This is a genomic window from Vibrio sp., from assembly GCF_048266485.1.
GTDB lineage: Bacteria > Pseudomonadota > Gammaproteobacteria > Enterobacterales > Vibrionaceae > Vibrio.
The window spans coordinates 1-20,043 of the sequence record NZ_JBLWZK010000011.1 but is presented as its reverse complement, the minus strand read 5'-3'; the positions used below and the strand labels follow the sequence as shown (position 1 = coordinate 20,043).

At 35.8% G+C, this 20,043-nt stretch carries 17 protein-coding genes and 1 pseudogene; 14 read left to right on the top strand and 4 right to left on the bottom strand.

Annotation, left to right across the window (positions count from 1 at the left end; translation table 11 throughout):
* Positions 1–120: 120 nt before the first annotated feature.
* Together ACN0T8_RS12345 and ACN0T8_RS12340 are read right to left on the bottom strand one after the other, a co-directional pair.
* Positions 121–531 carry a ribosome recycling factor family protein gene (locus tag ACN0T8_RS12345; RefSeq protein ID WP_417880925.1) on the bottom strand — a complete coding sequence of 137 codons (411 nt, stop codon included), beginning with the start codon at positions 529–531 and terminating at the stop codon, positions 121–123.
* Positions 532–682: 151 nt separating this feature from the next.
* The gene (locus ACN0T8_RS12340) at positions 683–1,576 is read right to left on the bottom strand and encodes a LysR family transcriptional regulator (RefSeq protein ID WP_417880924.1); all 894 of its coding nucleotides are present in this window, start codon (positions 1,574–1,576) and stop codon (positions 683–685) included.
* Between the two features lie 133 nt (positions 1,577–1,709).
* Between ACN0T8_RS12340 and ACN0T8_RS12335 the strand changes: the two genes are divergently transcribed.
* The 13 genes and pseudogenes from ACN0T8_RS12335 to ACN0T8_RS12275 all read left to right on the top strand — a co-directional run bounded on the left by ACN0T8_RS12335 (position 1,710) and on the right by ACN0T8_RS12275 (position 16,722).
* Complete coding sequence (locus tag ACN0T8_RS12335) at positions 1,710–2,489, top strand: DODA-type extradiol aromatic ring-opening family dioxygenase (RefSeq protein ID WP_417880923.1); 780 nt, start codon at positions 1,710–1,712, stop codon at positions 2,487–2,489.
* Positions 2,490–2,547: 58 nt separating this feature from the next.
* Entirely contained in the window at positions 2,548–2,997 is a 450-nt protein-coding gene (locus ACN0T8_RS12330; protein WP_417880922.1) for a DoxX family protein, read from the top strand.
* 400 nt (positions 2,998–3,397) lie between these two features.
* On the top strand, positions 3,398–4,552 hold the full coding sequence (locus ACN0T8_RS12325) for a PLP-dependent aminotransferase family protein (protein ID WP_417880921.1): 1,155 nt from the start codon (positions 3,398–3,400) through the stop codon (positions 4,550–4,552).
* A 955-nt stretch (positions 4,553–5,507) separates the two neighbouring features.
* Positions 5,508–6,632, top strand: a complete 1,125-nt coding sequence (locus ACN0T8_RS12320; RefSeq protein WP_417880920.1) for an ISAs1 family transposase — start codon at positions 5,508–5,510, stop codon at positions 6,630–6,632.
* A 226-nt stretch (positions 6,633–6,858) separates the two neighbouring features.
* Positions 6,859–8,160, top strand: a complete 1,302-nt coding sequence (locus ACN0T8_RS12315) for a lipopolysaccharide biosynthesis protein (protein ID WP_417880919.1) — start codon at positions 6,859–6,861, stop codon at positions 8,158–8,160.
* The gene (locus ACN0T8_RS12310) at positions 8,153–9,289 is read left to right on the top strand and encodes a CapA family protein (protein WP_417880918.1); all 1,137 of its coding nucleotides are present in this window, start codon (positions 8,153–8,155) and stop codon (positions 9,287–9,289) included. Before ACN0T8_RS12315 ends, ACN0T8_RS12310 begins: the two co-directional genes overlap by 8 nt.
* A complete protein-coding gene (locus tag ACN0T8_RS12305; RefSeq protein WP_417880917.1) occupies positions 9,286–11,040 on the top strand; it encodes a hypothetical protein in 1,755 nt (584 codons plus the stop codon). The genes ACN0T8_RS12310 and ACN0T8_RS12305 overlap by 4 nt, the downstream gene beginning before the upstream one ends.
* A 195-nt stretch (positions 11,041–11,235) precedes the next feature.
* Positions 11,236–12,363, top strand: a pseudogene (locus tag ACN0T8_RS12300) (ISAs1 family transposase).
* A 95-nt stretch (positions 12,364–12,458) separates the two neighbouring features.
* Positions 12,459–13,307 carry a glycosyltransferase gene (locus ACN0T8_RS12295; RefSeq protein WP_417880916.1) on the top strand — a complete coding sequence of 283 codons (849 nt, stop codon included), beginning with the start codon at positions 12,459–12,461 and terminating at the stop codon, positions 13,305–13,307.
* Positions 13,285–14,385, top strand: a complete 1,101-nt coding sequence (locus tag ACN0T8_RS12290) for a glycosyltransferase (RefSeq protein ID WP_417880915.1) — start codon at positions 13,285–13,287, stop codon at positions 14,383–14,385. The genes ACN0T8_RS12295 and ACN0T8_RS12290 overlap by 23 nt, the downstream gene beginning before the upstream one ends.
* A 2-nt stretch (positions 14,386–14,387) precedes the next feature.
* Complete coding sequence (locus ACN0T8_RS12285) at positions 14,388–15,509, top strand: O-antigen polymerase (RefSeq protein ID WP_417880914.1); 1,122 nt, start codon at positions 14,388–14,390, stop codon at positions 15,507–15,509.
* 119 nt (positions 15,510–15,628) lie between these two features.
* Positions 15,629–15,766, top strand: a complete 138-nt coding sequence (locus tag ACN0T8_RS12280; protein ID WP_417881010.1) for a glycosyltransferase — start codon at positions 15,629–15,631, stop codon at positions 15,764–15,766.
* A gap of 212 nt (positions 15,767–15,978) precedes the next feature.
* Entirely contained in the window at positions 15,979–16,722 is a 744-nt protein-coding gene (locus ACN0T8_RS12275; protein ID WP_417880913.1) for a glycosyltransferase family 2 protein, read from the top strand.
* A gap of 389 nt (positions 16,723–17,111) precedes the next feature.
* On the opposite strand, the gene ACN0T8_RS12270 is transcribed toward ACN0T8_RS12275, so the two are convergent.
* On the bottom strand, positions 17,112–18,101 hold the full coding sequence (locus ACN0T8_RS12270; protein WP_417880912.1) for a sugar transferase: 990 nt from the start codon (positions 18,099–18,101) through the stop codon (positions 17,112–17,114).
* 231 nt (positions 18,102–18,332) lie between these two features.
* On the opposite strand from ACN0T8_RS12270, the gene ACN0T8_RS12265 reads away from it, so the two are divergent.
* The gene (locus ACN0T8_RS12265) at positions 18,333–18,506 is read left to right on the top strand and encodes a hypothetical protein (protein WP_417880911.1); all 174 of its coding nucleotides are present in this window, start codon (positions 18,333–18,335) and stop codon (positions 18,504–18,506) included.
* Between the two features lie 503 nt (positions 18,507–19,009).
* Here the strand turns inward: ACN0T8_RS12265 and mmuM are convergent.
* Positions 19,010–19,951, bottom strand: a complete 942-nt coding sequence (mmuM, locus tag ACN0T8_RS12260; RefSeq protein WP_417880910.1) for a homocysteine S-methyltransferase — start codon at positions 19,949–19,951, stop codon at positions 19,010–19,012.
* Positions 19,952–20,043 lie beyond the last annotated feature (92 nt).

Below are 20,043 nucleotides of genomic sequence, written 5' to 3'. Positions count from 1 at the left end.
TTGTAGACTTAATGGCAATAATGATTCGGTATGCTGTGAGTAGATCCCTGCTCTCGCTAATGCTCGGCTGGGATGACCGGGGTTATTTAGGCTCTTCCGGTTGATAGGGGCGTATTATCATCATTCGAAATCCTGCGAGTTAAACCTGGCCACTCTCGCTTCAATCATAGTGCAGTTGGTGGCAGCCATGAGCTCATTTAACGTGATATCCGGTTGTTGTGCGATCAGTGAGGCTAATTGTTCTGCTTTTGATTCCGGCTTATCGTTGAGAGCAAGTAAACCTGTATTTAGCTTATTGATTAAATAATCCAATCCTTGGTTCTGTTCAGCTTGTAGTGCGGAGAGTAGATGGGCTAAGTTCGCTGAGTTGCCACTGATTTGCCAATTACGCGAGCGACGAATGCGTTTTAACTCGCATTGATGTTGTGCGGCGATGGCTTTTGCGTATTTACAGTTTTCTCCGCCGATGCGATGTATCAACGAAGGTAGGGCAATACAGGGAAGTTCGGACTGAGTTTTCTTGTTCGCCATCGGATTCGCTTATTGTGTTTGTATTATGCTGAGTTTGGCAGCAGCTTGTAGATAAACTACTTGCCCAAGGCTCATATCCATATTCATTTCCGCCAACGTTTCCTATCTGAAACCTCAGTTTAACTTAAGGTTTATTGAATGGGTTAATAGATTAATGACATTCTTTCGTCATATAAGTTTTTAAAGCCTGATTAAACACATTGATCTTTTGTTGTAAGTATTTGCGATGGCTATAAACCGCATTGATAGGGTAGGCACCAAAATCATAATTGGGTAATAATATTTGTAGCCGTCCTGATTCAATAAAAGGATCAACCGCAAAGTCTGGGCTAATAGTAAAAACATTGGCATGAACCGCTAGATAAGCCGAAGCAAGAGCATTGTTCACCGAGACGGAATGTTGGATTGGAAAGCTAAAAGTGTCACCAGCTTTGTAGCACTGCCTCAGTTTGGAGCTTTTATTATTACTGTCATACACCGCTGGTAGGTTGGAAAGATCTTGCGGTGTTTTTGGCTCGCCGAAATGTTCAATAAATGCCTTAGATGCACAAACTTTGAGTGACATATGACCAACCGGAACGGCAATGAGGTCAGAATCAGGTAGATGACCGATTCTAATCGCTAAATCGTAGCCTTCTGATACCAGATCAACAAAGCGATCATTGAGCACCACATCAATATTAATATCCGGATGCGTTTGAATAAATTGCGCAATAAACGGCATGAGGACACATTCGCCAAAAGTGGTTGGCGCGCTAATGCGTAGTCGCCCACCAATCTGTTGCTGATCGCGCCTTAAGCCTACTTCTACCATCGAAATATCATCGAGTATCCGTTTAGCTTGTTCGTAATAGGCTTTACCTGCATCCGTCAGTTGTAATCCACGTGTTGAGCGCTGAATCAACCGAACTTCTAAAAGGGTTTCAAGCTGAGTGATATGAGTACTCATCAAGGATTTTGTCTTGCCTAAATGCTGTGCAGCCGCGGTGTAGGAACCTTTTTCAGCCACATGAACGAAGCTGTTCATTAAATTAAGTTTATCCATGTTGCTCAATCCTTGCGATTACACTGTAAAATATTATTAAACAATGTGTTCATTATTAACGGTATTGTCAACTAAACGCAACAAGCGCAAACTTCATTCCATCAGATTATGAATGAGTAATGGAGGAGAGAAAGTGAAATTAGCACCGGTAATGTTTGTTGGCCACGGCTCTCCAATGTTTGCCATTGAGCAAAGCCATGCACGTGATTTACTTGAACAACATCAATCTGTATTTGATGAAGTCAAGGCGATAGTTGTCGTTTCTGCGCACTGGGTTACTAATGGTTTTACAGGCGTAACGTCAGATCAATCGCCGCAAACCATTCATGATTTTGGGGGCTTTCCAACGGAGTTATATCAATTGGAATACCCAGCTCAAGGATCGCCTGAATTGGCGAATACGATTCATCGTTTACTTGAGGGGGAAGGCTTTCAGGTTCAGCAACAAGCTCAGCGCGGGTTAGATCATGGTGTTTGGGTACCGTTGATGCATTTGGTGCCAAACGCGAATATTCCAGTCATTCAAGTTTCTATTAATTCGCATGCATCTGGTGACGATATATATCACTTAGGCAAGCAGTTAGGTTGTTTACGTGAGCAAGGTATCGCAGTGATAGGATCGGGCTCGATTACTCACAATTTACGTGATTCCGTCGTCGATTCAAAGCAAGCGGCGGATTATGTGGTGGCGTTTGAACAATGGGTTCGCTTACAAATGACAGAACGTCGTGCGCAAGCATTACTTAATGCGCCAAATTTGCAGCCGAACTTTTTTCGAGCCCATCCAACCCATGAGCATTATTTACCATTGTTAGTGGCGCTAGGCGCGAGTAACAGTAGTGATGAGTTTTCAGTGATTAAAGGCGGGATCCAGCATCACGCTTTATCAATGGAATCCTATTTGTGGCAATAAGTTTTATACCCAAGTCACTTGGATCTATTTAACACATTTTATTTTTAAGGAATTTTTCATGTCAGTTTTACAACGAATTTTACACTCTCAAGCAAGCCTAGCGCCTTTAATGTTACGAGTGCCTATTGGTATCACTTTGATGGCGCATGGCTCACAAAAATTATTTGGTTGGTTTGGCGGTGGTGGCCTTGCCGGTACTGGTCAATTTATGGCGTCACTAGGCTTAAACCCTGGTGAACTCATGGCATTCTTAGCGGGCTCTGGCGAGTTTTTCGGTGGCTTATTCTTATTGCTTGGCTTGCTCACTCGCCCTGCAGCCGTTGTGGTTGCGTTTACTATGGTAGTGGCAATAGTCAGCGTACACTTACCGAATGGCTTGTTCTTGGCAAATGGTGGCTACGAGTTCGGACTAGCATTATTAGCAATGGCGGTATCGCTAGCGGTATCGGGCTCTGGTTGTTTCGGTGTCGATAAATTACTTGCTGATAAATTCAAAGGCCAGTCATAACAGAATAATATGTGGTGATTTGTCACATAAAGAAGAATGCTCAGTGTAATAACTGGGCATTTTTTATGTCTATACCCAAGTGACTTCAAGATGCAGAATTCAGAGCTATCATCCAAATCTTTAGGCAAGGAAGATTGGCGAAGGAATGTAAACACCTTTCAAACCAATCTGACGCTGTATAAAGATTTGAATGAAGCTCCCGAAGGGCAAGTTAAAGCAAGCTTTATGCTGCGTTAAATTGAACAGAGATAGAATAACTATGATCATATTCAATTTGTCTTGCCTAAAGCTTGTTTTATTCTTGCTGAAACTCGCACCTTGAAGTTACTTGGGTATATATATTGTCGATAATCAAAGAAAGCGTACAATAGATCAATCTAATCATAGTCTGAGCAGTAAAATGGAAATTACTCAAGCATTACAACAAATCCAACCTTCTTATATTCGTGAAATTTTAATGGACGCTCAAGCGGAAGGCGTCATTTCTTTGGCTGGTGGATTACCAGATGGCAATACTTTTCCAATAGCCTTAATGGATGAATCGTTAACCTCATTACCGCAAAAACCGGCTTTATTTCAATATGGTCAAACGGCCGGTTATGGCCCACTACTTGATTATTTCCGTACGCAATTTCAACTTCCTGAACATCATGAATCGCTAGTTTGTACGGGTTCTCAACAAGCGCTGGATTTAATCGCGCGTGCGTTTGTTAATCCAAATGATAAAGTCGTGATGGAAGCGCCAAGCTACCTAGGGGCGTTGCAAGTATTTGGTTTAGCACAAGCGAATGTGATCAGCGTGTCACAACAAGCAGATGGCCCAAACCTTGTTGAACTGGAAGCGTGTTTTGCTGAACAAGCGCCAAAATTATTTTATGCAGTGCCAGATTTTCATAACCCGACCGGCGTATCGTGGAGCTTAGACGTTCGTCAAAAAGTGGCGCGATTGTGTCAACAATATAATGTGACGCTGGTGGAAGATGTGCCATATCGTGAGTTACGTTTTATGGGTGAGATGTTGCCTCTTGTGTCGAGTTTCTGCCCTGAAAGTGCATTAGTATTGCGTTCTTATTCTAAAATTGCCGCACCAGGGATGCGAATGGGCGTAGTCACCGGTAAAGCTGAATGGATTGCACCGCTTGTAAAAGTGAAGCAATGCGCTGATTTGCATTCAAGCATTCCAATGCAAGCGGTGTTGCTTGATTTGTTAAATCATCAAGATTTTCCAGCCCACTTAGAAACGTTGCGTAAAATTTATCAAGAACGTTACTTGTGTTTAGCAGAACAACTCACCGCTAAATTGCCACAAGGTTGCCACTTTAATCCGGTAGAAGGTGGCATGTTTATTTGGTTAACCTTACCAGAATGCGATGATTTTGCTTTGGCGAAAGCGGCATTGAAAAACAAAGTGGCCGTAGTACCAAGTTCGGTATTTTATAAACAAGGTGAAAAAGTGACACCAGCACTTCGTTTGAACTTTACCAATGCGACGGTAGAAGAATTAGTGGTGGCGGTTGATCGCTTAGTAGCGGTAATTCAAGCAGAGTGTCAATAAAATTTAGATTGAATCGTCCACTATGATTTCAAATTGAAAGCCAAGAATTGAGTAACGTTCTTGGCTTTTTTATTTTGTATGCAAATTCGATATAGAAAATCATTAACCAAAATGTATCATTTCAGAGATGAAAAATGATATTATTATTGAATTAAGTCGCGTTTTTATTCAGACTTGTTGTGCTGTGATAAATATCACAATAAAATGTAATGAAACCATTGATTTTATTAATGAAAATTGTGTGATTATTGAGCAAAAATTGACTGATTTTACCCACTTACCACCGTGTCATTATTCACTTTTATCATGGTTTTAGTAAGGTCGGCTAAAAACAGTTTTTTTTGTCATATTACACCGTTTACAACATTGTGAATGCACTGTCGTTTCTGTTTGTTATTGAAATACCAGCGCACTCAATGTCGATAAATTGACAGGGCCTCCAATGTAGGCCTTGGGCGGTAGCGTGCCTAAAAGGTAGCAAGCTGTTGAGGTTAAAAAGTGAGTTTTTGTAAAGGCCTATTGGGGCAGTTTTCCAAAAACACGTAAAATCGAGTTATCACAAGGCTTCACGTAAATCTTACTGTCTCAAAATGAATAAAAAGTGTCTCATGGTGATGTGGGTGTCTGAGGTGAAAGCCTCAAAAAATCGCACTTTTTGTCCAGGTTTTTAATGATTTTTGCCTCAAAAATCGATAAAAAACTACGATTTTCCGGCTCCAAATTTGGATGAAAACTCGCATCAATTTTTGCTTCATGTCGATAAAAACCATCACTGACTTTCGCAGGGAAAAATCATGAACATGCCCATGTTTAAATAGTTCGTGTCGCATTGAGTTCTCAATTTTCGAACTTCATTAGTTAGCGCAATCACACAACAATCAATTGGCCGAAGATCGATTTGTAGATCATTTTCAGTCTTTTTTAATACCTCCATAGACAAATTGGAGGTCCAACAATGAGTAACCAGCACTCATTTATGCATTTCGATGTTATCCCAGATTACCGACAAAAAGGCAAAGTCGAGCACAAGTTAACAGATATCATTTTGTTAACAATTTGCGCGGTGCTTTCTGGTCAAAATGACTGGAAAGCGATCAGTCTTTACGGTCAAGCTCGACTAGATTTTTTGAAGCTATTCGGTGATTTTAGTCATGGTGTTCCTTCAACATCGACCATAGCCAGAACGATGGGAATGATAAGTGCGATTCGATTACAGAAGTGCTTTATTGAATGGATGAAAGATTGCTGTGAGTTGACCAAAGGAGAGGTGGTTGCCATCGACGGTAAAACGGCGAGGGGCTCTTACGATGACTCTCGCGGACTCGGTGCTATCCATATGGTCAACGCGTTTGCCACTGAAAATGGCGTGAGCCTCGGACAACAAAAAGTTTACCAGAAGTCGAATGAGATCACCGCCATTCCAAAGCTCCTTGAACTGCTTGATATATCAGGCTGCTTAGTTATGATTGATGCGATGGGCTGTCAAAAGAAAATTGCACAAAAGATACTTGATAGTGACGCGGACTATCTTTTAGCAGTTAAAGGTAACCAAGGTCGTTTAGAGCAAGCGTTCTATAACTATTTTGACATGAGCATGTTTCAAAACCACGATGGTGACTCCTACAGCACGCAAGGGAAATCACGTGGTAGACAAGAAACTAGGCTTGCATTGACCAATAAAGATTTAAGTGTTTTAGGTGATATTGAGTTTGAATGGCCTGGTCTTAAAACCATGGGTATTGTGGTTTCAATAAGGCAAAAAGAGGAAGTAGCGAAAGAGTCAGAATTAGTGGTGAAATACTACATCAGCTCGAAGGATTTAAATGCTAAAGAATTGTTAAATGCCACGCGTTCACATTGGTTGGTTGATTCGATGCACTGGTCGTTAGACACCGCTTTCGGTGAAGATGCCAGCCGAAAACGAGTAGATGAAGGCGCTGAAAATTTTGCAAGGATCAGGCAAATGTGCTTAAACATGCTGAAGAGTGAAACGACTCTCAAAGCGAGCATTAAACATAAAAGAGCGATGTGTGCGATGAATTGTGAGTATCTTTTAAAGGTTCTGGCAAGCCTTTATTGACGGGGAAGTTCATGATTTTTCCGTGGCATAGCGGCGATGTTTATGCGATTTCTGTGTTATCTTGCCCTGATCGTTATAATGGCTGTATTACTAACCTTGCACCTTGTTGGCCAAATAAGTTTATATCAAGTGATGTATCTCAATGAGTTAAGATTTTTAATAGTATGTCTTGTTATACTTTTATTAAACGAAATATTTGTTATTTACCTTTTACTACGGACTAATAATGTCTTTCTTCCGCAAGCTTTTTTCTAATAAATTTATACGTAATGTTGTGATTGTTGCTTCAGGTGCTGCAGGAGCACAACTGATTACAATGTTGTTCATGCCCTTAATTACTCGCCTTTACGGTGCTGAAACTTTTGGTTTGTTAGGTGTTTTTACCGCTGTATTAGCTGTAATATCTCCCGTTGCAGCGCTAGCATACCCAATAGCTATAGTTTTACCCAAAGGTGATGATGATGCAAGAAGCATTGCCAAGTTAAGTTTACTAATCGCTTCTGTCGTCTCTATTATTACTTTTATTGTGATTTTTTTAACAAAAGAACAATTAATAATCTTGTTTAACTTACAGGCAATTAGTAGTTATTTATTGCTTCTTCCTATCGCTTTATTTTTTGCAGCAACACAACAAATAATGCAGCAATGGTTAATTCGCAAGAAGCAGTTTAAAGTAACTTCCCGAGTAGCAGTTAGCCAGTCATTGATAATTAATAGTCTGAAAGCAGCGGGGGGGGCATTCAATCCTATTGGTGCGATATTGATTCTTGCTGCAACACTGGGGAATGCATTATATACAGTGCAACTATGGTTTGGTTCACAAAAATGGTCTGTTGAAACTGATAGAATTAATCATGCGAATAGTGCTAAAAGCGACTTGAAAAAACTTGCTTATAAATACAAAGACTTTCCTTTATATAGAGCACCACAACAATTTATAAATGCTTTATCACAAAGTTTACCTGTACTTTTATTAGCAAGTTTATTTGGGCCAGCATCGGCTGGTTTTTATACTTTAGGAAAAACAGCATTGGGGGTACCTTCGGCTTTAATTGGAAAATCAGTCGGTGATGTATTTTATCCACATATTACTGAAGCAGCACACAACAGAGAAAATTTATTTAATCTAATACGTAAAGCAACAATTATGTTAGCCGCAGCAGGTTTTGTACCATTTGGCATTATTATTATTTTTGGGCCTGATTTGTTTAGTTTTGTTTTTGGTACCGAGTGGGTTGTCGCAGGCGATTATGCTAGATGGTTGTCTGTATGGTTGTTCTTTATGTTTTTGAATCCTCCTAGTAATATGGCAATCCCTATTTTAGATATTCAGCGGCTTTATTTGTTTTTTACTCTTTTTTCTATTTCTCTTCGGGCAGCAGCTTTAGTCACCGGATATTATCTTTATGAAAGCGATGTTATTAGTTTGGCATTTTTTTGCACTACAAGTGCATTTATTAATATTTTAATAATCGCTATTGTTTTATTAAAGAGTTATAGATTCGATAATGGAGAGTCAAGTGATTAAGATTTTTGCTTGTGGTGATATTGTTAATTATAACAATGCTGAAGGAGAATTACTCTCTGATGATTTAGCCCAAATTGTTCAAAATATGGATTATTCCGTTTGTAATTTTGAAGCTCCGATACAGGGGAAAGGTGCACCAGAACCTAAATCTGGTATTCACCATAGTCAAAGGGCTGAAACATTGTCAGGTCTCAAAAAACAGGGCTTTGATCTTGCGTTACTTGCAAATAACCATATGTTGGATTTTGGTAAAGATGGTTTGCAAGCAACCATTGATGAAGCTCAAAGGGTAGAGCTTGATACCGTTGGTGCGGGAATAGATGAAAGAGAAGCATATAAACCATTAATAAAAAAAATAGATGATATTACAATTGGTATTATTAATGCTTGTGAAGCTCAATTTGGAGTTATTGATTATTTTAACCGAAGTGAAAGAGCAGGGTATGCTTGGATTAACCACTCTTTAATCGATAAAACTATTCTAACTTTAAAAAAAGAATGTGATTTTGTCTTAGTTTTCTCTCATGCAGGCTTAGAAAATTATCCAATACCACAAAAAGAGTGGCGTGAAAGGTATAAGCACTTGTGTGACTTAGGCGCAGATGCTGTTATTGCTTCACACCCTCATGTTCCCCAAGGCTATGAACAATACGGTGATAGTTTAATTTTTTACAGCTTAGGTAATTTTTATTTTGACCCAGGTAAATGGGCTAACAAAGAAAATAGTTCGTATTCCATCATTCTTACTATGGAAAAAAATAATGTTATAAGTTTTGAGCCGATATACCATTATACAAACCAAGGTAAAGTTGAAATAGCGCAAGGAAATAAACAAATAGACCTTGATAATCTGTGTTCGCTTCTCGGTGAGGGTTATGATAAAGCACTCGATGAAATGGTCACTAGTGTATATCCAAGAATCAAAAAAAACTTACTATCTTCATTCTTCAGTATACCTATAGAGTTTTCTGTTAAAAGCTGGCTGAAAGAGTTCGCTGCGACTTTACTTGGTAGAAGAAAGAGTACAAATAAAGTTTTGAACGGAATGCATTTTATGCGTAATGAAGCTTATTACTATGTTTTACGTCATGGCCTAGAATTGGAAGCAGAAAAAGAGATGAGAAAATGAGTGATTATCTTTATTCTTCTGAGCCTATAGAAGAAGGTGTTTTAAGTAAGTCAATACGAGATATATACGACAATAATCCACCAGAAGTAACAGAATTTCATGGGAGTTGGGGGGCGCTAGCTGTTAGTAATAGCCACTATAAGGGCTTTCAGCCTTTTGAAACCAGTGAACATCTATTAATAGTAATTGGTGGTCCTGTTTTATATTTCAGAAATAATGACTTCTTAATTGATGATGATTCATTTGAAGCGACAGAATCGATATACCAAAGATGGTGTGTTGAATCACAAATCCAATGGGATGAGGATTTGAGTGGTCCCTTTACAATAATACGTATTAATAAAAATACAAATGCAGTTGATGTAGTAACAGATTTAATGGCTTTCATTCCGGTCTATTATCATCAAAGTGTAAAAGGGTTATATATTGGCACTCATATTGATGCATTAGCTAGGGTTTCGAAAGAATCTAATAATTTTGATGTCGTTTCATTAACTGAATTTATTATTAATGATGTCATTACTTACCCGTACACTGCTTACACAGAACTAAAACAGTTGGAACCTTCAAGTCATATTGAATTTAATAATAATCCTAATGTTAATAAATATTGGGAACCAAAAGAATACAACTCATATTCAAACATTAAAGAATCAGCGAAAGCATTAAGAACCGGACTTGATGGTTATGTAAATAGAATTACAGATAAAATGGATAAAGTTGCTCAATTTATTTCTGGTGGTGAAGATTCACGAGCTTTGTCTGGACTACTTCCTTATCACTTACAACGAGATGCGTATGTTTTTTTAGATGAGATGAATAGAGAAGGAAAAATTGCAAAGAAAGTTGCAGATAAATACAACGCAAACTTTACCGTAGGCTATAGAGAAAAGACACATTATTTAAATATTTTGCCGGAAGCTAGTAAGCTAGTTGGTACGGGACACCAGTATCATCATGCACATAGCCTTGGTTTTGATAAAATATATAAATTAGCAGATTATACAGCTGTTTTTGGTGGGTATTTATCTGACTCGTTATTAAAATCACCATACGCATTAAAAACATTAAATACAACGAGATACCCTTTTTTGCCAGAATTTTTTAAGAAAGGTGAAAATCGTACTAAAGAGCTTTCAAATATATTAGTTAATGATGAGATTTTGAGAGAGATAAATAGCAGGCGTAAACTTCATTTTGAAAAAATTAAAAAATTGAGATCAGAATCTGTACATGAGTGGTTTGTACTTTATCCTGCAACAATGCGTACTGCTATTCCAAATCTTTATACTACTCGTAGATTGTTTAGAAGTTATGAGCCATTTATGTGTAAAGATGCTGTAAAAATTAGTGCAGCTTTACCAACTGAATGGAAAATGAATCGTAGATTATTTAATTTGACCACCAAACCTTACCTTGAAAAAACAAAATGGATATTTCATGCGGATGGAAGACTTCCTTATTTTTCATGGTGGATTAATTCACCTATTCAATTTCCTATATGGTTCTATCGACACGTTGCAAAACGTATAGGCTTAATTAAAGGAAATCAAGGACCGTGGGGAGATTGGAATCGTATTATATCATCTAGTAAATCAGATAATTTTGTTGATGAATATATAACAAATAATGAATCAATAAGCTTTTTAAAAAATAGCTTAGTTTTTAATGATCTTGATACTATGAAAAAGATTAATTTCTTGCAAGTTGCATGGCACATAAAATGCTCGATATTTATTGAGAATAAATGAAATGATAGAATCCAGGAAAATCGCATGAACACTCCCGCTTTAAAAGAGCTAAGCGAACTTTAGAAACCTACGAATCTAGTCTGTTTATACCTTGTTTCATCACTAACATCATATCTATATTATGTAAAAAAGGACCAGATTGTCGATCATTTTGTTTGTTGTCTAATGGTTCCATACTCGATTTGGAGCAATACAATAACAAAAGTTATCAATCTATTTATGCACTTTTCAGCAATTAAAGATTATCGTTAAGCCGCAAAAGTTAATCATAAATTGTCCGATATTATTCTACTGACAATTTGTGGTGTTTTGTCTGGTCAAGATACCTGGGAAGGCATTAGTGATTTCGGTAAAATGCGATTGAATTTTTTAAAGCACTATGGTGATTTTGAAACAGGTATTCCTTCAGCCGATACGATAGCGAGAGTGATGGGTATGATTAGCCCGAAGGCTATGCAGAGAGCTTTTGTAGAATGGATGAAAGAGTGTCATAAGCTCACAGATAGGGAAGTTATTGCGATAGATGGGAAAACAGTTCGTGGTTCTTATGATAAATCTCGTGATCAATCTGCAATCCATATGGTGAATGCATTTGCGACAGCAAATGGTATTTGTTTAGCACAATCAAGGGTCAATGAGAAGACAAACGAAATTACAGAAATCCCAAAGCGATTGGAAATGCTAGATATTGCGGGTTGTTTGGTTACGATTGATGCGATGGGTTGCCAACGAAAGATAGCGAAAAAAATCATAGAGAAAAGTGCGGATTACTTGCTTGCGGTAAAGGGTAACCAAGGACTTCTAGAAAAAGCCTTTGATGAGTATTATAGACCAACGATGATGGATTCCTTTGATGGTGATAGTTACTCAAGCCAAATCAAATCGCATGGAAGATTGGAAACAAGGTGCGCACTAATTAATACAGAATTATCTGTTTTGGGTGATTTGACCTATGATTGGCCAGAGCTTAAAGCGATGGGAATAATGGTATGTATCCGTCAAGAATCTGAGTCAGCTCGGAGGCAAGAGCTTTCTGTACGGTATTATATTAGCTCTAAAGAATTAACGGCAGAAGAGTTGCATGATGCAACACAGGCGCACTGGGGTGTTGAAGCTTTGCACTGGCAGTTAGATATGGTATTGAAAGAATATGCTTGTCGAATTTGGGTTGATGATCGAGCAGAGTCTTTTTCAAGGCTCAGGCAGGCTTGTTTGAACCTTTTGAAAGGAGAGAAAAGTTTTAAAGGTGGTATCACGCGAAAACGAATGATGTGTGCGATGTATGAGAACTATTTAAATAAAGTACTCGGAAGTGTTGCCTGACGGGAATGTTCATGCGGTTGCCGTGCAAGTGTTATCTTCATGTGATAATGTTTCTTATCTTAATTGAAAATAGAGTGTTATAAGTGGATCTATATATGAAAGGCTTAGTAACTGTATATATTCCGACTCATAATCGGGTCGACTTATTGAAAAGAGCGGTAGAATCTGTTTTAAATCAAACTTATAAAAAAATTGAGCTTATTGTTGTTGATGATAATTCTACAGATAAAACTTGGGATTATTTAAAATCATTACAATCAACAGATAAAAGAGTTAAAGTTTTTAAAAATTCAGAAAATAAAGGTGCTTGCTTTTCCAGAAATTTAGCAATATTACAATCTTCTGGCTATTATATAACTGGTTTGGATGATGATGATTATTTTAACAAAAATAGAATAGAAAACTTTTATAAAAACAGAAATAAGTTAGATAATTATTCATTCTTATCTTCTGCAGTAAATAAAATAAGTTTAGATGGGAAGCAACTTGGAACTGGGTTTGATGATTTTTGTATTATTTCTAATCTTGATTTATCATTTGGGAATAAAATTGGAAATCAAATATTTACTAAAAAAGAAATATATATAGATGCTGGTTTGTTTGATGAGGAGTTAAACTGTTGGCAAGATTATGATCTATGGATAAGGATTACTAATAAATTTGGGCCAAGCTTTAAACTGAATCATGCTGATTATTATTTGGATGTTGATCCTAATAGAAATAGAATTACAACCTCTACAAAAAAAATTGAAAGTTTAAAATATTTTTTAAAAAAACATGAATTTAGTTTGCATCATATATTTAAAGCAAGGTATTCCGCATTTATATATGTAAATGGTAATAATAATAATATTTTTAACAAAAATGATTTTTTTGGAAAATGTTATTTTTTATTTTTTATTTTTTTATATAAGGTTAAGTATGCTTGTTCTTCACGTAAATAATCGAGTAAATAATAAATTAAATGTTAGTGGAATAAATACAGTTGTTGATAAGTTGGTTAAATATCAGTCAAAGTATTGTAATTGTTTAGAGTTTAATTTATTAAATAATAACTTATTAGAAATAATAAAATTTTTTCTTAATATTAATAAAAGCTCAGTGGTAGTAATTCATCGTGTATATGAACCATTAAGTTGGCTCGTTTTAGTTTTATTAAAGATAAAATCTGTTTCATTTGCAATTTATTTACATGGAGCATTTATGCCGAATGCTCAAAATAAATCAAAATTTAGAAAAAAGATCGTTAATAATTTGCTACTTAAGTATTTTTTTAAACATGCTAATGGAATCTTTTGTTTAACTGAGTTTGAAAAGGCATCGTTTAATCATTTTGGCTATGGTAAAGATAATATTTTTGTGATCCCTAATGGTATAGATACTTTTGAAATTGATTCTTTTTATAAGGATAAGGATAAGGATAAGGATAAGGATAAGGATAAGGATAAGGATAAGGATAAGTATAAGGATAAGTATAAGGATAAGTATATTTTATTTTTAGGTAGATTTGATTTCTATGGGAAAGGAATTGATATTTTATTGAAATCATGCTTTGAATTAAAGAATTTATTTGTTGAAAATAAATTCAAGTTAATAATACACGGCTATGGTAATGAAAAGGCGTTTAATTTATTGTCCGAGAATATAAATAAATATATGCTAGGTGATGTAGTGGAAGTTAAAGGTCCAATTTTTGATATTGATAAGTTTGCAGTTATATCAAATTCTTCAGCTCTCATATTACCTTCAAGATCAGAAGGTTTTCCTGTTTCTGTAATTGAGGCATTAGCATTAGATCGTTTCTGTTTACTATCATATTCATGTAATTTATCTGATTTAATTGATGGTTTAAATTGTGGATTATTATTTGATACTACTGAAGAATCTTTATCATCGGTTTTAGTTGAATTTATTACTAATCAGAATAAATATATTGATATAAATGTGAAAGATTATATATTAAATAATTTTTCATGGGATGAAATTTCACGGAAATCTCTAGATATTTACAAGGACTTTTAGGAATGAACTATGAAGTTAAGAATATTAAAATATTAAGTTTTTTATATTTTTTTTTCGTAGCATTAGTATTTTTCCAGTTAAATATATTTCCTGGTGGTCGGTATTTTATTACATTTATAGTTATATTTACGTTGTTTGTTTTTTTTGTTTTTTATGGCTTTAATTGGAATTTTAATGATACACTATATTTATTGGGATTTATCATTATAGCTTATGGTTTAGTTGATACATCCGCAACATCGGTTTATTTGGCAATATCTAAAGTTATATTTATGTTTCTTGCATTTATTACGTTCAAGTATATAAGGATTAACAATAATGGATTACAAATATTTGCATTTAATAGCATTGCTGTTCTTGTTTTATCAATTGATCTTTTTTATAGGGTTAATCAATGGGGTGTGTCAGAGTTAGTTAATGTTATTAAACTTAATTTTTATTTATTAAAAGTTGATTCAATAATATTTTCTGATACTAATGGTGTTGGATATTTTTGTATTATATTGATTGCAATTAATTTTCTTTTTCATGATTTTATGTCTAAGAAAATTTTTAGAATGATAATTTTTGTCTATCTTTTTTTTGTTGTTTTAAGTTTTAGTCGTGCTGCGATATTTTCTTATTTAGTGGTTTTGTTTTTATATGTTTTATATAATTATAGATTAAGAATCAATAACTTTCACTTTATAGCATTTTTGTTACTCTTCAGTTCTTTATTATTGTTTTTTTTAGTGTTGGATTATAGCTACATATTGTCACTGATAGAAAGTGATGGTAGCGGAGCCACTAAGTTGCATATATTTGAACAGATTTATAATAAATTCGGAATGAATTTATATAATGATATATTTGGGTATGGTTATTCTGTTGGAGCTACTTATTATGGATTCTCTGATGGCAAGTACGCACATGCTGCTATACCTCTTTTATTAGGTCAGACGGGGCTTATAGGTTTGTTATCATACATCTTTATGGTTCTATTCCCTCTTTTAAAAAATAAAATGTATTTTTTTGGATTTATTGGGATTTTTATAGTTTCTTTTTCTTATTTAGAGGTTTATTACGAAACACTCTTTGTTTTTCTAGGTTTATCTCTTAATAAAGAGTTAAATAAAGGTAAATGATATCATGTAGAATAAGTGTAAATTATTTAATAATCACACCATCATATAATTCATTAGATTTAATTATATGTACCGACAGTGCTATAAAATCACAACCTTTCAATTATTTTTAATAGTTAATTACTGATGATTGTTCATCTAATTCCACATTTTCTGTATTACAAAGCCTAGCTAGTAATGATGAACGTATAAAAATTTTTAGAAATGAACTAAATTCAGGCTCAGCTATCTCTCGTAATAATTCAAGAAACCATTAAGAAATTGAAAGTTAAAGATTTTTAAGTGATGGTGTATGAATCTGCACTGAATGAAAAAGAATTCTTCAATTCCATAATTATTAAAGATCTTGATGATTTTAAGACGATGTCGAGGTGATTGTTTCGAACAGTATGGTTGAAGACCTGCAAGATGTCGTTGATAAAATATATACATGCGATTTATTTGGTAGTGATTAAAGGTTAACTTAAAGATGTTAGTATCAGTAATTACCCCTTGCTTTAACCCTAATTTAGAGTTAAAGGAAACAATAGAGAGTGTTCAAAAACAAACTTACTCTAATTATGAGCATATTATTGTTGACGATTGTTCAACCTCTAACATTCCTGAGGAATTGCTAAGAATTATTGAGGCTGATCCCAAAATCAAATTTGTCCAAAGATCTTGGAATGCAGGTCCTGCAGTGACTCGTAATCGCGGTATTGCGGAAGCAAAAGGTAATTTTATTGCATTTTTGGATGCCGATGATATCTGGCATGCGAATAAGTTAGAGTATCAGCTTAATTTCATGTTAGATAATGATGTAGCTTTTTCTTACACATCGTATGAAGTCTTTGATACAGAAGGTAAAGTTATTGGACTTAGAACACCACCTTCAAGCCTGACTTATAAAGATATCCTTCAATCTAATCAGATTGGCTGTTTAACTGCTATGTACAGTGTTGATGCTTTGGGAAAAGTTTATATGCCTAATATCTCAAAAAGGCAAGATATGGGCCTTTGGTTGAAGATATTGAAAACGGGAGTAGTCGCTAAAGGGTGCGTAGACAAGCCACTTGCTAGGTATCGGGTTGGGAGTAAATCGGTTTCATCTAATAAGCTTGGCGTGCTTAAATACCAATGGCGTATATATCGAGAGGTTGAGTGCTTATCATTACGAGCATCAATAAAATATTTTGTCTATTATGCGTTTAAGGGAGTGACAAGAAAAGTATAGTGGCATGTCTTGGTTTGGTAAGTTTTGTTCAACTGTAGAATTATTATTCAATAGAATGAAGTAGTCAGCTATGGTTTTTATGACCAGGTTGTGAGCCTTACTTTTTTTCAGATTTATTCTGATTGGGTGAAGTATTATGGGCATTTATAATGTAAAGGCTGTTGGGATGATGCCATGGAATAGTTTAGACTATTTTGGTTTAGTCGATCTTCAAGCTCTGCCAACTCACTCCATAGAAAATGTATTATATATTTCACCTCTTCAGGTTAATTGAAACCTGGAGATAATGCTTTTTTATTCATACCTTTAGGTTGCCATCTTAAAAAGATCACTCAAGTTGAATGTTGGATCAAGTGAGTCTGGTCGCATTGCCCTAAATATGGGCTTTATTAACGACCCATTCCAAAAATAACAGTCTTAACGGTTAAGAAGAGAATTTTCAATTCCATTCGCCAGTTTTGGTGTTTAATATAATAGATATCGAACTTATGTTTCCAAATAGCGTCTTCAACAGAGGCGCCGTATGGGTATTTTACTTGAGCTAACCCGGTGACTCCGGGTTTTACTGCATGGCGAAAACGGTAGTATGGAATCTCTTTTTCTAGCTCTTCAATAAATACTTCACGTTCAGGGCGTGGGCCTACCATCGACATCTCACCTTTGTATACATTGATTAGTTGTGGCAGTTCATCAATTCGTGTCTTGCGAATGAAGTTACCGACTTTGGTTATTCGAGCGTCATTTTTAGTTGCCCACTGAGCTCCATTCTTTTCTGCATCGTTACGCATAGAACGGAATTTGATAACTTCAAACTCTTGATTGTATTGGCCAGTTCGTCGTTGTTTAAAAAATACAGGGCCTGGTGACTCAAGCTTGATTAATACGGCAATTAAAAGTCCGATAGGAATGGCAATTAAGCCGATCATGAAAACAAACAGTAGATCTATAACGCGCTTTTCGTTTAGATTTCTTTTATTTGACAGAATTGAAAAGGCTTTTTGATGCAGAAAGTACCCGCTATGTAATAGCTCTGTTTCGGTATAGCCTAATTTTTTGTCAAAATAACTGACTAATGGTTCAACCCAGGCACCCTGTTCTGTGGCATTAATTAAGAATGTACGATGCTCTTCATCAAGTTTTAAGCTTTGAAAGTGACATAAAGTTTCACCTTTAAAGTCTCTGATTGAATAATTGTTAATATCATACTTAATGTTGTGCTTAGTTAAAACAGAGTGAAGTGTATCTAAACATGATTCAGGCGCGTATATGTGCAGTATAGGTTTACTTACCTGCAAATTTTGACGACTTTGCTCGGACTTTAACAAGGTTAGAGAGGGAGTTGATTGTGGGTTTTGTTTTATAGCAACTGATTTTTTCATTGTAAGTTTGTTTTATGATTATTTTTTAAAGGGCGCATAGTATCTATAATCATTATTGAAAACAGTATCTTGATACCATGACTTGTTTTGTAAATAATATGCTAAATGTACTCTAATGTACATGTTGTTGATTGTGAACTTTTTAGTATGTAGATCTTGGCTGTCTATTATGTGTCAATACAAATGATATTTTTTTATGTCACTTTAGAGGGTTAATAAGGAATGATACCAATGCTTAAAATATTGCGTACTATCAAGCTATGGTTTAATGAGCTTGATGAGCACGAGCGTCAAGCAAAAAAAATGCGTCGTGAAGATCGTTTAGGGGAAACTGACTACCAAAAAATCCAACAGAAAATTGAAGAGGATGAGAATGAAAAACGAAGATCAAAGCTTGATGCCTAGGCTTTAGCATTTGGCCATTTTGTACCGATTTTTTATTTCATCCATGATCCCTTGCATCAATATTTGACAGCTTTAAAATGCTCGTTCGACTAGCCTTACTTTACCTTATCTGTTTAGGTTTTGTTCATTGGGTGGTCAGAATGACTCAAGCAAGTTCAACTCAAGTTTCTCTTCAAGATACGGTTTATTATCACTGCATTTCGCGTTGTGTGCGTCGGGCTTTTCTTGTGCGGAGAAGATAAGTATTCAGGACAAGATTTTGAACATCGCCGGCTACGCATTACACACCAACCGTGCATGGGCATCTGGGCAACGCTTGATGTCTGTTTAAGTTCAATGGTGGCGTAGCCGAGTTTATTTACACTCACGTCACATCTATTGGGGAGATCTTTTGTGATCCTTTTTTGTCTTTATCTTACCAATCCGTGGATAAAAAATAAGCCTCTGAAAATAAAACGCTATCCAGTTCATATGGATAGCGTTAAGCACCAAACTCATCTATTTTATTCATTCACAGAACAAGCAATTTGCTTAATATCATTCGGTGTTGTCCCACAGCATCCTCCAATAATCCGGACACCTTGTGATTTCCACTCTTGAACGTATTCTAAATACTCTTTTGAATTCCCATGATGATGCTCAGCCCACACTTTAGTGTTAGGATCATAATGCTGTCCTAGGTTGCCATAAGCAACGATTGGCTTTTGGGTAGAAGATTGAATTTGCTTAACCAAACCTGAGATATACTGTGGCGCAGTGCAATTTATACCCAGCGCGACAATACAACCATAAGGTTCAAGAGCCCTGATACATTCATGAATAGCTTGTCCATGGCTAATATGATGGTCATCTTTTGCACTAAAACTAATCCAGCATTTTGCACCTAATGCTTGTATAATTTCAGTGATCACGATTGCTTCATCTAAACGTGGAATGGTTTCTACGGCAAACATATCAATGCCTTGCTCCCATAAAAGCTCAATTCTCGGCTGATGAAACTTGCGCAATGTTTCTCTAGGAAGTTCATAGTCACCGCGATATTCGGAGCCATCAGCTAGGTAAGCGCCATATGGACCGATAGACCCTGTTGTAATTGGATACATTCGATGCTGATTTTTTCCCTCTTGATGCCACCACTCATCTCTTGCTTCTAATAGTAAACACGCCGAGGATTTAATTAAATCAATCGCCTGTGTATGACTCATCCCTTGCTGAATAAAACCATCTATAGTCGCTTGGTAGCTCACCGTGACGCCAAAATCAGCACCTGCTTGAAAATAATCATAATGCAGTTGTTTGATCAGCGCTGGATTTTCTTTAAGAATTTTGGCAGTCCATAGAGAATCATTTAGATCACAACCCATAGCTTCAAGATGTGATCCTGCAGCACCGTCAGTGATTAAGAAATCTCTGTGATTAATAATATCTTTAACATTTTGACGCATATGCTTCCTAATGTGCAAGAATTAATTTTTGTTTTTATGAATCATGAGAGAGACCAACAATACCAATGGGTTCATGACTTTCTCAACAAAAA